Annotated in this window: 13 protein-coding genes and 1 pseudogene; 6 read left to right on the top strand and 8 right to left on the bottom strand. The window is 45.4% G+C overall.

Annotated features, from left to right (window positions below; translation table 11 throughout):
- Positions 1 to 230: pseudogene (locus AC3A14_RS08400) on the bottom strand (IS630 family transposase); the annotation flags it as partial.
- 433 nt (positions 231 to 663) lie between these two features.
- Between AC3A14_RS08400 and AC3A14_RS08395 the strand changes: the two are divergent.
- On the top strand, positions 664 to 1062 hold the full coding sequence (locus AC3A14_RS08395; protein WP_318701012.1) for a Fur family transcriptional regulator: 399 nt from the start codon (positions 664 to 666) through the stop codon (positions 1060 to 1062).
- Here AC3A14_RS08395 and AC3A14_RS08390 read toward each other — a convergent pair.
- Positions 1051 to 2088 carry an SPFH domain-containing protein gene (locus tag AC3A14_RS08390; protein ID WP_318701010.1) on the bottom strand — a complete coding sequence of 346 codons (1038 nt, stop codon included), beginning with the start codon at positions 2086 to 2088 and terminating at the stop codon, positions 1051 to 1053. The genes AC3A14_RS08395 and AC3A14_RS08390 overlap by 12 nt on opposite strands.
- 33 nt (positions 2089 to 2121) lie before the next feature.
- Complete coding sequence (locus AC3A14_RS08385; RefSeq protein ID WP_318701009.1) at positions 2122 to 2559, bottom strand: NfeD family protein; 438 nt, start codon at positions 2557 to 2559, stop codon at positions 2122 to 2124.
- A 125-nt stretch (positions 2560 to 2684) separates the two neighbouring features.
- On the opposite strand from AC3A14_RS08385, the gene AC3A14_RS08380 reads away from it, so the two are divergent.
- The 4 genes from AC3A14_RS08380 to AC3A14_RS08365 all read left to right on the top strand — a co-directional run bounded on the left by AC3A14_RS08380 (position 2685) and on the right by AC3A14_RS08365 (position 7914).
- On the top strand, positions 2685 to 4508 hold the full coding sequence (locus tag AC3A14_RS08380) for a PP2C family protein-serine/threonine phosphatase (protein ID WP_318734235.1): 1824 nt from the start codon (positions 2685 to 2687) through the stop codon (positions 4506 to 4508).
- Positions 4509 to 4654: 146 nt separating this feature from the next.
- The gene (locus AC3A14_RS08375) at positions 4655 to 4903 is read left to right on the top strand and encodes a ferredoxin-thioredoxin reductase variable chain (protein WP_318734237.1); all 249 of its coding nucleotides are present in this window, start codon (positions 4655 to 4657) and stop codon (positions 4901 to 4903) included.
- A gap of 150 nt (positions 4904 to 5053) precedes the next feature.
- Positions 5054 to 6346: a hypothetical protein gene (locus tag AC3A14_RS08370; protein WP_318734240.1), complete on the top strand. Its 1293-nt coding sequence runs from the start codon at positions 5054 to 5056 to the stop codon at positions 6344 to 6346.
- 44 nt (positions 6347 to 6390) lie between these two features.
- The gene (locus tag AC3A14_RS08365) at positions 6391 to 7914 is read left to right on the top strand and encodes a CHAT domain-containing protein (protein ID WP_318734242.1); all 1524 of its coding nucleotides are present in this window, start codon (positions 6391 to 6393) and stop codon (positions 7912 to 7914) included.
- Between the two features lie 9 nt (positions 7915 to 7923).
- Here AC3A14_RS08365 and AC3A14_RS08360 read toward each other — a convergent pair whose 3' ends face one another.
- Entirely contained in the window at positions 7924 to 8763 is an 840-nt protein-coding gene (locus AC3A14_RS08360; protein WP_271936676.1) for a pentapeptide repeat-containing protein, read from the bottom strand.
- A gap of 332 nt (positions 8764 to 9095) precedes the next feature.
- Between AC3A14_RS08360 and ilvD the strand changes: the two genes are divergently transcribed.
- Entirely contained in the window at positions 9096 to 10775 is a 1680-nt protein-coding gene (ilvD, locus tag AC3A14_RS08355; RefSeq protein WP_318734245.1) for a dihydroxy-acid dehydratase, read from the top strand.
- Between the two features lie 178 nt (positions 10776 to 10953).
- Here ilvD and AC3A14_RS08350 read toward each other — a convergent pair whose 3' ends face one another.
- The 4 genes from AC3A14_RS08350 to AC3A14_RS08335 form a co-directional block, all read right to left on the bottom strand.
- Complete coding sequence (locus AC3A14_RS08350) at positions 10954 to 11289, bottom strand: DUF5615 family PIN-like protein (protein ID WP_271936673.1); 336 nt, start codon at positions 11287 to 11289, stop codon at positions 10954 to 10956.
- 3 nt (positions 11290 to 11292) lie between these two features.
- Positions 11293 to 11595, bottom strand: a complete 303-nt coding sequence (locus AC3A14_RS08345) for a DUF433 domain-containing protein (protein ID WP_271936672.1) — start codon at positions 11593 to 11595, stop codon at positions 11293 to 11295.
- A 51-nt stretch (positions 11596 to 11646) separates the two neighbouring features.
- Entirely contained in the window at positions 11647 to 12966 is a 1320-nt protein-coding gene (locus tag AC3A14_RS08340; RefSeq protein ID WP_318734248.1) for an anthranilate synthase component I family protein, read from the bottom strand.
- Between the two features lie 109 nt (positions 12967 to 13075).
- Positions 13076 to 14068, bottom strand: coding sequence for a pentapeptide repeat-containing protein (locus AC3A14_RS08335; protein ID WP_318734251.1), 993 nt, complete (start codon positions 14066 to 14068; stop codon positions 13076 to 13078).
- Positions 14069 to 14082: the final 14 nt, after the last annotated feature.

Genomic DNA, 14082 nt, shown 5'->3' with positions numbered 1-14082 from the left:
GCCACCAACTCTTTGACTTGTTGTTGAGATTCAGCATTATTCAGATAACTTAACTGGGGTTTTACTGGACGTTTCGGCTCTACATGTCCCTCATTTTTTTGTTGTTTTACTAATTTTTGCACTAAGCTTTTGCTTACCGAAAACCTCCTAGATACTTGTCTAATTGAGTTTTTTTCGATTAAATTAGCTTTGACTATTTTTTCTCGTAAATCTACTGAATATGCTTTCATTTCCTCTTAAGATCCCTCAAATTTCTTCACCTTACATTGTACCTCAATACAGCGCTACGCGCTGTATTGATTACGAAAGCGAACTAATTCGTTAAATGTAGGGTTAGGATTGCGGAGTACTTTGATAATGACTGAACTCTTATTACTTTGTTCAAGCCCTTGATAGACTAGGGTACGATGTCCACTGTAAATTATAGAACTTTCTTCATAGTCCGGTAAGTTCAACATTTTATTTTCTCCGAGTTATCATTAGTCAGAAAAAGGATAGGAATAAGACATAAATTGATGCTAGAATTATCGTAATTGATAATCTGGGTTAAGATTAGCATATACAGATCGTCGATTGAACAATAGTCTCAAACCCGTTATCATAAACAATTACTCGTGCTTCTTATATCAGTGAGAGGTGAAAAACCTATCTCATGGGTTGGTCATGACATCTAAGTATACTCGCAGTCAACAAAAAATTATTACACTTCTCAAAGACATTCAGCGATCGCTCTCTGCTCAGGATATCTACGTTGAACTGCGCAGTCGCAGTCAAACGACTGGACTAGCCACTATCTATCGCGCTCTAGAAGGACTCAAACAAAAAGGTGCGATTCAATCTCGCACCTTGACTAATGGGGAAGCCGTGTATACCTCTATTGAACAGGATCGACACCATTTAACCTGTTTAAAATGTGGTCAATCAATTATGCTCCCTGAATGTCCAGTTCATGACTTAGAAATCGCTCTACAACAATCCTACGAGTTCAAAATTTTTTATCATACCCTGGAGTTCTTTGGACTCTGTGAACAATGTCAATTGTTACCTACTTCAGAGCTTTGAAGAGGGCGATCGCAAAGCTTGTAAATCTTGGTCTAACTCAGAAGGTATCGTATTCAATGCTCCTGAGTCTAACGAAGTCGTTGCATCACCGACAATTGAGCGCATTCCTTCTAGGGCAGACGGAATACTCCGAGGGTCCATAAACATCACCTTACTGCTCTCGCTACTGCCTATTTGCATACCCATTTCCATGTAGTTTTGGGCAATTAAAAATTGCAGTGCATCCTTTGCCCTTGGATCGGTTTTCAGCATCTTCGTCACAATTTGCATGGCTTCGGCTGTTCCTTGAGCTTTTAATACCGCTTGTTGCCGTTCCGCTTGCGCCCTTAAAACAGTGGCTTTTTGTTGCGCTTCTGCATCTAAAATCGCTGCTTTTTGCCGCGCTTCTGCATCTAAAACTTGGGCTTCTGCCCGACCTTTTGCACTGTTAACGGCGGAATCTCTTTCCCCTTCCGACGTTAAAATGGCTGCCCGTTTTTTGCGCTCGGCAGACATTTGTAGTTCCATGGAATCTTGCACGGCTTTAGAGGGCACAATATCCCGCAATTCCACCCGCGTGACTTTCACCCCCCAAGGATCGGTGGCAATATCCAATTCTCGCAAGAGAGCTTCATTAACCTCCGAACGTGCGGTAAAGGTTTGGTCTAACTCTAATTTACCCATTTCGGCGCGGATTTGAGTTAGCACGAGATTGGTCATTGCCGCGTGCAAATTTTCTACCTTATAATAGGCTTTTTCTAAATCCATGATCCGCCAATAGACGACTGCATCGACGCTAATCGATACATTATCGCGGGTAATACATTGTTGGGCGGGTACATCAAGAACTTTTTCGCGAGTGGTTTCTTTGAAGGAAATAGACTCCATTATAGGGATCAAATAATTTAAACCCGGTTCGAGTTTCTTACCATTATATTTACCCCAACTTTCCACAAGCATCTGTTCGCTTTGCTTAACCACTTTGACGCAAGACAAAGCACTACCACCGACAAAAAGAGCGACGAGTAATCCAAATAGTTCACCCATGAGAAAACCTCCATATTATCACATGCAAATGATTTAAGAATTGAGCATTTTTTGGGGAATTACAATTAAAGTATTTCCTTCTCGACGGAGAACGTAAACCATTTCATCAGGAGCGATCGCCCCTTGGGGGTCATCGCACATAGCCCGCCAAGAATTCCCTTCGTATAACACTCGTCCCGGTTGACCGGGTAAAATTTGAGTTAAGGTTTGTGCTTCTTTGGAATCTTGAATACTATAGGCAGTCCGCTTGGGTAAGAGTTTGCGAGATCCCAAGACTAACCCCAAAGAGAACACCATCCAAAGGCCAATTTGTATCCCTAACGTTAATTGAGGAAACAAGAAGGCAACCCCAGCCACCGCCAAAGCTCCAAGTCCCATCATTAATTCGATAAAAGCAGTGGGGGTTACCAGTTCCATCGCGCAGAGGATAAAGCCAGCAATCAGCCAAATAAATACAGGATTGAGAGCCATGCTGATTTTACGAACACAGGGTTGAGTCAGAAAAGAGGATCGATGAATCCCTAAAAATAGCCTAATCTATGCAAAGAGCGATCGCGTCGAATAATTAACCTAATCTTTAGGGTTGGAGGGTTTGTATGAACACATCCAAGTGCTATCTCTGGGCAGTCAAGGGATCGTCAATTCCTGTGGGGGAAATTGTCGCTAACCGATATCAGGTGGTTGGGCCCCAAATTTGGCAGGATACTCAACCTCAAAGCTTGCCCCCGATCCCCGATCTCTCCGATCCAAAAGTATTAGCCTATTTACATCTGGCTTCCTATCTTCTCCATCTACCCCAACTCTACGGCAGTGTGGAAATCCCCGGTCATCCCCTCATCCTACTGCTCGATCGCATCCCTATCACTCCAGACGGAACCCTCTACCCCTCCATTACCGAAACTTGGCCCCAAACTCCCCCTGTGCGTCAAGTCTATTGGTTATGGCAATTAAGTCAACTCTGGAACCCCTTAAACGCCTTTCAAGCTGGGGCAAGTCTACTAACGGCAGACAATATCCGAGTGCAAGGCTGGCGAATTCACCTACGAGAATTGATTTTTACTTCGTCACCCCCGAATGTAGCCGTCCTCTCTCGCTGTTGGCAAACCTGGATAGAGGGCTGTAGTTCCGATATCCAGGAACGACTGAGTACCCTATGTCAGGAGATCGAGGAAGGTAAACGTTGGGACACGATCTCAGCTTCCTTGAATCAGATGTTATTAGAATTAGCGGCAGAATTACCCTTAAAAATTACGACTTCTGGGGGGACAGACGCAGGCACGGTGCGATCGCATAATGAAGATAGCTGTTATCCAATTGCGGTTTCCCAAAATGGCAATCTTACCCCAGAATTCGATCGGATTCGGGAATTGGCGATCGTTTGTGACGGACTCGATGGTCATGAAGGGGGCGAAGTCGCCAGCGAGTTGGCCGTGCGCAGCGTCAAATTACAAGTACAAGGATTACTCTTAGAATTGGCAGAACAAACGGAAGTGGTCGAGCCAACCATCTGGATTGACCATATGACCTCTGTGATTCGCATTGTTAATAATCTGATTGCGACCCAAAATGATATGAAGGGGCGCTCTGGCCGGGAAAGAATGGCCACTACCCTAGTGATGGCTCTGCAAATTGCCCAAACCGTAAAAACAGCCTTTGGTTTAGATTTTCCCAACGCCCACGAACTCTATTTAGCCCATGTCGGCGATAGCCGCGCCTATTGGATTACGCCCGATTATTGTCAATTATTAACCCAGGATGATGATTTTGCCCATTGGCAAGTGACGAAAGGCGAGTGTTGCCACCGTCAAGCCGCCGCTCAGGATAATGCCATGCAACTGATTCAGGCCTTGGGAGTGCAACATGCGGATAACCATGAATTAGTACCCCATGTGCAACGGTTAATTATCGAAGAAGATGGGCTTTTACTCTTATGCTCCGATGGATTAAGCGATCGCCATACTATAGAACAATATTGGCAACAAGAGATTCACCCCATTTTTGCGGGTCAGATTACGTTAGAAGAGGCCGTTAATCGCTGGTTAGAGTTAGGAAGATCGGACCAGAATCCCGATAATGTATCGGTGGTCTTAATGTATTGTCAGGTTTCTCCACAAGAAGAGAGAGAACCGTCCGTTCTCCAGTCAGGAACTGAGCCAAAATCCTTATCGACAGGAACGATTAATGCCGAGTTATCTTTACCCGAATCTCCAGAGTTTGTTTTTCAGCAAGTGATTCCAGAACCTGAAGCAGAGCCAGCACTAGCGGCTCCTCAACCGGAAAAACACCCATCCAAGCGAGTTGGGGCAATCGTTTGGGGATTGCTCTTACTATTACTCCTGGGAGCCGGGTTTGGACTCTGGTATTCTGGGTTAATTGAGATTCCTGGGTTGAATGCTCCGCAACCTAGACAGAAGGACTAATTTCGTTTTCCTCTTCTCTAGGTTGCCTATCGAGTCCTTGCGTACACTGAGTTCCACTTTTATGAGAGAATCAAAGATTGTACTCAATTAACAAAAACGTTAACTGAAAAGCAAGTTGAGCTTATATTATTGTGGAGCAAAAGTATATGAGTGTAAAAGTTGGCGATCGCGTTCGGGTCAAAACACCTTTAGTTATTTATCATCATCCCCAACATCGCAATGAACCGTTCGATCTCAAGGGTGAGGAAGGGGAGGTGATTAATTTAGCTTCTACATACAATTGGAAAGGAGAAGAAGTGAGCATCAGTGCGAATTTCCCTGTCGTTGTTCAATTTCCAAACATTGGTAAGCGGTTTAAAGCCCATTTGAAAGAAGATGAATTAGAAGTCATTTAATGGGGAATCGGGAATGGGGAATAGGTAAGGGTTTATCTATGCGTCCCCGTATCCCCGTGTCCCTGCTTCCCCCATTCTCCCCACTCCCGACTCAAGTGTTACAGTAATGGGTATCCTGCGATCGCACCCTAGCGTAAATGTAGCAAGTCTATGGCAGATGTAATCGTTAAATCATCTCTGCTCCGAGGTTTGGTGTTGAGTGTCGTGAGTGGCATTCTGATTAAGGAAAGTTTCGTAATCTACCAAAATTCTCAAAATCATCGTTCTCTCCCTCCTCCTATTTCTGTAAGCCTGAATTCTGAGGAGGATTATAGCCCTCCTCCTATTCCAGAAAATTCCCTGCCTGAACTTACCGAACCATCCCCCGTATTGACGTTACCCAGTCCCCCAGATCGCTGGTCAATTCAATTACCTCCTGAGTCCGAACTAATTGCCAATTATGAACAATTGTGGGTTGGCTCACTCCCCCCAACGATTACAGATCGGACCGAGATCGATCGTCGTGTAGATTCGTCTCAAGTTGAACATCGCACGATTTCGGCAACCCCTTTAATCTCGGCAAAGAATCCCCATCAACGGGTCGGGGATGGACAAGCAGGGGGGAATAAAGACTATCATAAAGAGTATCTAAGGGCGATCGCTGCTCCGCTCCCTATCGCTCAAGCATCGGAAAGCCCTCCTACGTCTGGTTCCCTCAGTCCCGATACCACTCCAGCAAACCCGGAACCCTTCCAACCTTCAGCTCTTCCCCTCTCCCGTCCGACTCAAACCCCAGTTGCTGCTTCTCCAACCACTACAGTCATGATTCCCTCAGCCTATGGTCAACAGTGGGCAACAGTGGGAGTGGCGTTAGGCGTACAATCCCGTACCCGCTATACGGATGAGGCAGATGCGGGATTAGGTATTGGGATTGGATTAGGCAATCCCCAAACTGGAGTCGGAGTGGATGTAGGGGTGAGTATTGTTGATTTAGTGGGAGATACCGCCCAAGATGGAGCTGTGAGCCTGAAACTCCATCGCCAACTCCCCCAAAATTGGGCGATCGCTGTTGGAGTCCATAATGCTATTCAATGGGGCGATACAGATGGCGGTTCGAGCGTCTATGGAGTGGTTAGCAAACGGTTCGATCTGCGCGAAAATGTCTCTGCTCCCTTTAGTCGTGTGTATGTCTCTGCTGGAGTGGGTGGAGGGCAATTTCGTTCAGAAGACAATATTATGGAACAACACGATGAGATAGCTGTATTTGGGGGGGTTGCCGCCAGGATTGCACCTTCGGCAAATGCGATCGTTGAATGGACTGGTCAAGACCTAACCCTTGGCGCATCCATCACTCCCATCTCCACACTTCCCCTCGTCATCACCCCCGCTGTGACCGATATTACCGGCAGTGCTGGCGATGGCGGCCGTTTCATCTTAGGAATTGGCTATGTTTTCTCGTTTTAAATCTTAAAAATCATCACTTTTACCTGCATAAAGCCCTAGAAGCTATGAAAATTCATCATTTTTGGGTCGGGTTAATCTGCATTTTTCTTATCCTTCTCACCCATCCATCCCTACAAACCGCCTACTCCCAAACCGGCAATCAATCCGATGTTACTGGCCCTAATCTTCAAGAACTTTTATCCTTTCCTCCTTCAGAATCCGATAACTCTTCTGGCAGTAATGATAATACCTCATTCAACGATGTAGAAATCGCTCGAGAAGCTTTTGAAAGCCAGTTTCTTCAATCCGACTTTGAACAAGCCCTTCAACTGTTTGAAGAATTTCAAGCCGTCGAATATGCAAAATATTTCGATCTCAAACTCTATGGCCGAACTGCAACCCTGTGTGAAATTGCACAAGTCCTCGATCGGTTAGCCCAAAGCACCCAACAGCGATCGGCCATCATTTATATTGTTTCCCTACAAAACGAATTGAATATACTCGCCATTTTTCCTAAAAATGATGCTTGTTCCTCTCCCCAGTTATTAAACAAACAAAATGCAGAATTATCTCCATTTGCCCAAATCAAAATACAAGAAATTCCCCGCTCCTCTCTAGAAGAAACCATCAATCAATTCCGCCAAGAAATCACCAATCCTCGAAAAGTCAGAACCACCAGCTATGAACCCTATGCCAGTCAACTCTACCAAGGGTTGATTCAACCGCTAGAAGTCTCCTTATCCGATCAAAAAATAGATACTTTAATCTTTTGTTTAGACAAAAAAATTCGCTCTCTTCCCATTGCTGCACTCTACCATAACCAACATTTTCTGATCGAAGACTATCAGATTGGTTTAATTCCCAGCTTTAGTCTCATCGATCCAGCCTATCGTTCCGTTCAATCAGCTACGTTATTAGGATTTGGTGTATCGGATGGAGGACGAAATCAGGAATTACCCCCCTTGCCTGCGGTTCCTTTGGAACTTTCTTGGCTGCAAAAAATTTGGCAAAGTCAAACTTTTTTAGACCGACAAGCCACCGTCGAAAATTTACAGGAATATAGCAAAACTCCAAATACTCGGATGATGCATATTGCCACTCATGCCGAATTTAGACCCGGAGATATCAGTAACTCTTTCATTCAATTATGGGATCGCAATGTGGGCTTAGATCAACTACGTGAATTATCTCAAGATTCTCAATGGAATCAAAATCCTCGAGTCGAACTTTTAACCCTCAGTGCTTGTCGCACAGCCCTAGGAAGTGAAGAGGCAGAATTAGGGTTTTCTGGATTAGCTTTACAAGCGGGAGTTAAAACGTCTCTTGGCAGTTTATGGTATACTTCCGATGAAGGTTCACTGGCATTAATGGCAGAATTTTATCATCAACTTCAGGATTCAACTGTCAAAATTACTGCCTTAAGACAAACCCAATTAAATATGATTAATGGTTCGATTAATATCCGTGAGAGTCGTCTTCATCTATCTTCAGATTTAACGATTGATATACAAGATCAATTTTCTAGCTCCCAAACCTTTAACCATCCCTACTATTGGTCAGCGTATACCTTGATCGGCAACTGGAATTAATCGCGATCGCTACTCATGGGTGGAACCATCGGGCATGATTGCACTGGTCATATCCGTATTACGCAAATTCGCTTGATTGAGTTTAGCATCAATCATCATGGCTTGAGCTAGGTTAGCTTCTCCCAAATTTGCCCAATTTAAGTTAGTCCGAAACAAATTCGCCACTCGCATATCTGCTTGTCGCAACGTTGCCCAACTTAAGTTTGCCTGACGAAGATTGGCTTGATATAAAATTGCCAACCTTAAGTTCGCCCCACTAACATTAGCAAAACTCAAATCCGCCTTGGTTAGATTCGCTTCCTCTAAATTCGCCCCACTGAGCATCGCATTGGTGAGATTAACTTCTTCCAAATGAGCTTTAGTCAGTAAGGTATAAGTGAGATTTGTCCCTTCTAAATTGGCCTTAGTTAAAATGGCTTCATCTAACTTGGATCGAGTCAAGGTGGCCTTACTTAAATTAGCATCATAAAGACGAATTTCTGTCAAAATCGATTCACTAAGATTGGCTTGGGTTAAATTGGCTCCTGTTAAATCGGCTTCATGTAGATCAGCCCCTCGCATCCCTGCCCCACTCAAATTTGCTCCCATTAAATTAGCCCCTTGAAGATTGGCACTAATCAAATTAGCCTCTTGTAAATCAATCCCGCTCAAATTTGCGCCTCGTAAGTCTGATTCTCTGAGATTAACCCCCTTGAGTTTGGCTTTACTCAAATTGACTTGTGTTAATTGCGACTCTCGTAGATTGGCTTCGTTAAGAGCAATACCAACTAAAAGCTGGCGACTCAGATCCACTTGGCGAAAATCTCGTTGTCCTTCGGTGTATAATTGCTTGAGTTCGTCTAGATCCATGGGTTAGCGTTAGGCTTAAGTTGTTGGAGAAAGGGAAAAAGTTAAAAGAAGCCTATGGAAAATTTTAGAGTATCATACTGGCTCTAACCAAAGAACCGGTTTAACTCATAAGGTATATTCAAAGGGTCATCTCTTTTGAGACAATAGGAAGGAAGAGTATACAGCAGTTTCTTTGGGTATGCGGTATATCTCAATCTTCCCAAATCTCCCTCTTGAAAAGGGAAGCCTTTTACTGCCCTTCTTTTTTAAGGGGCGTTGGGAGGGATTAAAGCATACCTTAAAAGATTGCCAAATGCTGTAAATCTATTTCGTTGTAAGCAAAGGATATCAGGATGGCTGATAATTTTAGAAGTCAAGTGGTTACTCAAGGTGTGCAAAGAGCGCCTAACCGAGCGATGTTGCGAGCAGTGGGGTTTAGTGATGAGGATTTCACGAAACCGATTGTCGGTATTGCCAATGGCTATAGTACGATTACGCCCTGTAATGTGGGTTTGAATGATTTGGCTGTGCGCGGGGAAAGCGCTCTCAAGGACGCGGGGGCCATGCCCCAATTGTTTGGTACGATTACGGTCAGTGATGGGATTGCGATGGGGACGGAGGGAATGAAGTATTCCTTGGTCTCTCGGGATGTGATTGCTGATGCGATCGAAACAGCCTGTAATGGTCAGAGTATGGATGGGGTTCTGGCGATTGGGGGTTGCGATAAGAATATGCCTGGGGCGATGATTGCGATCGCTCGGATGAATATTCCAGCCGTGTTTGTCTATGGAGGAACGATTAAGCCCGGTCGGTATAAGGACTGCGATCTAACAGTAGTGAGTGCCTTTGAGGCGGTGGGGCAACATAGTGCGGGTAAGATTGATGATACGGAATTAAAGGGTATTGAGGACAATGCTTGCCCAGGCTCGGGATCGTGTGGGGGAATGTTTACGGCGAATACGATGTCCTCGGCCTTTGAAGCCATGGGCATGAGTTTACCCTATTCTTCGACGATGGCGGCTGAAGATGAGGAAAAAGCCGATAGTACGGCGGAGTCGGCTAAGGTGTTGGTGGATGCCATTCGTAAGCGCATCTTACCTCGCCAAATTTTAACCCGGAAGGCGTTTGAGAATGCGATCGCCGTGGTCATGGCTGTGGGAGGATCGACGAATGCGGTCTTGCATTTATTGGCGATCGCCCATGCAGCCGGTGTAGAGTTAACTCTGGATGACTTTGAAACGATCCGCGCCAAAGTCCCCGTGATCTGCGACTTAAAACCCTCGGGTCGGTACGTTACCGTCAATCTCCATCAAGCCGGTGGTATTCCTCAAGTGATGAAGATTCTACTCGACAATGGCGTACTTCATGGGGATTGCCTCACCGTCAGCGGTCAAACTATCGCCGAAATTCTTGCCGATGTCCCTTCAACCCCCAGGGAAGACCAAGATGTAATCCGTCCCTGGAATAACCCTATGTATACCACTGGTCATTTAGTCGTTTTGCGGGGCAATTTAGCCACTGAGGGCGGCGTGGCCAAGATTTCTGGCGTAAAAAACCCCAAAATCACGGGGCCAGCACGGGTGTTTGAATCTGAGGAAGACTGTTTAGCTGCCATCCTCGCCGGTAAAATTAAGCCTTCTGATGTGATTGTGGTGCGCTATGAAGGCCCCAAAGGTGGCCCCGGAATGCGGGAAATGTTAGCTCCCACCTCAGCGATTATCGGTGCAGGATTGGGCGATTCTGTGGGTTTAATTACGGATGGTCGCTTTTCTGGTGGAACCTATGGCATGGTCGTCGGTCATGTGGCTCCCGAAGCAGCCGTCGGTGGCGCGATCGCCTTAGTTCAAGAAGGCGATACTATCATTATTGACGCACCAGAGCGCCGTTTAGAACTCCAGGTTTCGGATGAAGAGTTAGCCCAACGTCGCGCCCAATGGAAACCCAAGGAACCGGCTTATACCAGAGGTGTGTTAGCCAAGTATGCCAAGTTAGTGGCCTCGAGTAGCAGAGGTGCAGTTACCGACGATTTGTAACTCTATCGGTTCTGATTTCACGGTAGGGTGGGTAAATACCCACCCTACGTGCTACAATTGCATTAAGGCAAGCGCTCCAGAGCCATGTACTTTGACTTCCGAATCGCTAGATTTAATTGACCCTGCAAGGTGGGTAACGCGGCTAAAAATAGGGAGATGGGAGAATGGGGCGATCGCCTTAAATAAACTCAATATGCCTATACATAGATTCTAGAGTTTGGAATTGTGAGATTTGTACAAGAGACAAGATCATTTCTCCTATTGAGCGTTTTCCTTGCTGACAATAAACAATTCCAGCATGTTCTACACCTCGACGATGAAGCCGAAGAAAATCGGCATCATGAGTAAAGACGACACGAGACTGTACTAAAGCAAAAGCAACTTGCTCTTCATCAGAAGCGCCCAAAAGCCCAACTTGAGCCGTTACGGTTACATCAAGTCCACGTCGTCTCAATCCCTCAGCGATCGCGCCATCTACGTTTTCATCCAAATGAAACTTAATTGATTCTTCCATATCTTATATCAAGCGGGGATTGGGCATCTTGGAAGGAATCTCGGCTTGCATCTGCTTAACCAACTCTTCATCCTCACGAATATGTTGCTTAATTTCTGAGAAATGGTCATGATAATAAGCCAAGGCAGCGTAAATATCAGACAAAGTAAGCGTTGGATAGCGTGAAGTAATTTCATCTGGAGACATTCCCATATATTCATGCCAAATGACAATATCTTGAACTCGAATCCGACGGCCCAGAATACGAGGTCTACCCCCACATATTCCAGGGGTGATTTCAATATGTTCGGAAATAACAGCAGTCATAGGAGGTTCGATCGTATCTAATTGGCATCTATTTTAACCTTGAAGCCTTGATTATTCCAAAACTAAATTGGTTAACATGGTATTCATTTTATTCACCGATTCAATATACTCATTGTGGGCAACGGATTCGGCCATAATCCCTGCGCCCGCATTGAGATAAATCCATTCTCCATATTGATAGGCTGACCGAATGGGAATGGCTAAATCCGCCTCTTCTTGAGAGTTAATCCAGCCGATCGCTCCTGCATAAATGCCCCGTGGTTCTGTCTCTAAGCGATCGATCCAGGCGATCGCCACCTCCTTATCAATTCCTGAAACTGTCACCCCCGGAAACAATACCTTCAGGGCATCCCAGAGGGATTGATTGGCACACAATTGACCTTGAACTTGGGAGGATAAATGCTGTACCCATCGGTATTGCTTCACCTGCATAAAATCAACCACTTGCACCGTTCCTGGCGTACAGATCTTCTGCATTTCATCCTGGACTAACCAAATCGAAAGGGCATGTTCTTTCACCTCTTTCGCATCCGCAAATAACTCGCGTTTGAGCCGTTCGTCCGCTTCTGGAGTCTCTCCCCTCGGACGAGTTCCTGCGACGGGATTGGTCATTAAGTTTTGTCCTTTTAAGGGATTGTGGGATAATTGCATTAAAATTTCTGGACTAAACCCCACCGTCCTTACGCCAGGAAGTTGCAAACCATAGGAACGAAGCGCCTGATTCTGTTGATTTCCCAGGATATAGGTTCCTAAAATATCTAAATTGCCCTTCAGTTTCACAGAGCGAGAGAGAATTGCCTTATGTAACTCTCCCTGATGAATTGCTCCTTGCAAAGCCTCTACCTGAGTTTGATAATGATCTCGATCTGTAAATACCCATTCAGGTGTTGTCCAATGCTGAGGTCTTAAAGCTCCTGACTCCCGCAATAGACTACAGAGGAGTTCTGGAGAGTCCAAAGTACGCAACAGAATCTGATGGGGCCGAATAATCACTTCTGTCGCAGGCACAAAAAAATACAGCAGGGGTCCCGCGATCGCCTTATGATAAGGATAATAATATCGGACTAAATCAAAACTAATATAACCGTAGGCTGTCCATTGTTCTAGAGGAATCGACCCTAATGCCTTTTCTACCTGCTTAAACGGATCGTCAACCGGAAAATAGCGATCTCCAATCAGCCCTTGAAGTGTGACTTGCTGGAGATCTACAGAAACGGCGATCGCCCGATTACCCGCAAAACGGATCTCTTGCTCACTCTGATACACACCGTATTCAGAAAAGAGCCTAGACTCAATTAACGTCTGTAATACACCTAATGGTTCCCTCTGACCAGGGAGTAACACTTCATTGTAAATCCAGGTTCTGCCCATGTTTAGTAAAAGACAGCAAGGGGTAAGAGGGAACAGTGCCGCGATAAGCCTTTTCGATTGTCCCATCTATCGCCAACTCTGGTCAATTCAATTCAACCGGTTCTGGTGGTTAACGCTTAATTGAACCATCAGGCAATGTTGCTCCTTGCAACGTTGCCCCCATCAAATTGGCACTACTCAACTCCGCATTAAACAAATTGGCCCCAGCTAAACTTGCCCCACTCAAATCCGCTCGTCCCAAATAGGCATCAATAAATTCTGCTTTCTTCAAAATCGCATTGCGGAACGTTACCCGACTCAAATCCGCCCGATTCAAACGCGCCATGGTTAAATCCGACTCATCCAGATTGACTCGATTCATCTTTGCATCGGCTAACAGAGCGCCCTGCAAATTCACCCGCATTAAATCCGCATCAATCAAATTCACCCGTTCCATCTTCGCATCGGTTAAATTGGCATAGCGTAAATTGGACTGACTCAGCATAGCTTCTGTCAAAAAAGCGCCCTGCAAATTCGCTCCTTGCAAATTCGCCCCCGTTAAATCCGCCTCTCGCAACGTTGCTTCACTTAAATTCGCTTCACTAAGATCGACTTTAGACAAATCCGCCCCCGACAAATTGACTCCTCGTAAATCCGCCCGATGCAAGGTCGTTCCCCGTAAAAAAGACATATAGGCGCGGCGCTCTTCCCGTAAATTCGCTCCCCTCAAACAAGCCCCCGTTAAATTAGCGCCACTTAAATCGGCCCCTCGTAAATCGACTTCCACTAAATTAGCATCGACTAAATTTGCCAAGGTCAAATCTGTCATCCGCAGATCTGCCTTATGCAGGGTTGTCCCGTGTAAATCCGCATCATGTAACTTCGCTGAAGTCATACTCGCTTGGGTTAAATTCGCACCTCCCAATTGAGTCCCCATTAAATTGGCCCGATTCAAGTTAGCTCGGTTAAGATAAGCAAACCTTAAATTGGCCCCTTGCAAATCGGCTTGATACAAGTCAATGCCAATCAAATCTGCTCCTCTCAAATTGACTCGATTGAGCTTTGCACCGGCAAATTTTTGTTCTCCAGCTTCATAGCGTTGAATCAGTTCTTGAGCGTTCATATTCCCTCTTCATC

The organism is Roseofilum sp. (genome assembly GCF_982964205.1).
This window is presented reverse-complemented; position numbering and strand designations above follow the sequence as displayed.

Coding starts and splice junctions, on each gene's coding strand:
- AC3A14_RS08395 (WP_318701012.1), top strand. CDS start 664: ATGACATCTAAGTATACTCGCAGTCAACAAAAAATTATTACACTTCTC.
- AC3A14_RS08390 (WP_318701010.1), bottom strand. CDS start 2,088: ATGGGTGAACTATTTGGATTACTCGTCGCTCTTTTTGTCGGTGGTAGT.
- AC3A14_RS08385 (WP_318701009.1), bottom strand. CDS start 2,559: ATGGCTCTCAATCCTGTATTTATTTGGCTGATTGCTGGCTTTATCCTC.
- AC3A14_RS08380 (WP_318734235.1), top strand. CDS start 2,685: ATGAACACATCCAAGTGCTATCTCTGGGCAGTCAAGGGATCGTCAATT.
- AC3A14_RS08375 (WP_318734237.1), top strand. CDS start 4,655: ATGAGTGTAAAAGTTGGCGATCGCGTTCGGGTCAAAACACCTTTAGTT.
- AC3A14_RS08370 (WP_318734240.1), top strand. CDS start 5,054: ATGGCAGATGTAATCGTTAAATCATCTCTGCTCCGAGGTTTGGTGTTG.
- AC3A14_RS08365 (WP_318734242.1), top strand. CDS start 6,391: ATGAAAATTCATCATTTTTGGGTCGGGTTAATCTGCATTTTTCTTATC.
- AC3A14_RS08360 (WP_271936676.1), bottom strand. CDS start 8,763: ATGGATCTAGACGAACTCAAGCAATTATACACCGAAGGACAACGAGAT.
- ilvD (WP_318734245.1), top strand. CDS start 9,096: ATGGCTGATAATTTTAGAAGTCAAGTGGTTACTCAAGGTGTGCAAAGA.
- AC3A14_RS08350 (WP_271936673.1), bottom strand. CDS start 11,289: ATGGAAGAATCAATTAAGTTTCATTTGGATGAAAACGTAGATGGCGCG.
- AC3A14_RS08345 (WP_271936672.1), bottom strand. CDS start 11,595: ATGACTGCTGTTATTTCCGAACATATTGAAATCACCCCTGGAATATGT.
- AC3A14_RS08340 (WP_318734248.1), bottom strand. CDS start 12,966: ATGGGCAGAACCTGGATTTACAATGAAGTGTTACTCCCTGGTCAGAGG.
- AC3A14_RS08335 (WP_318734251.1), bottom strand. CDS start 14,068: ATGAACGCTCAAGAACTGATTCAACGCTATGAAGCTGGAGAACAAAAA.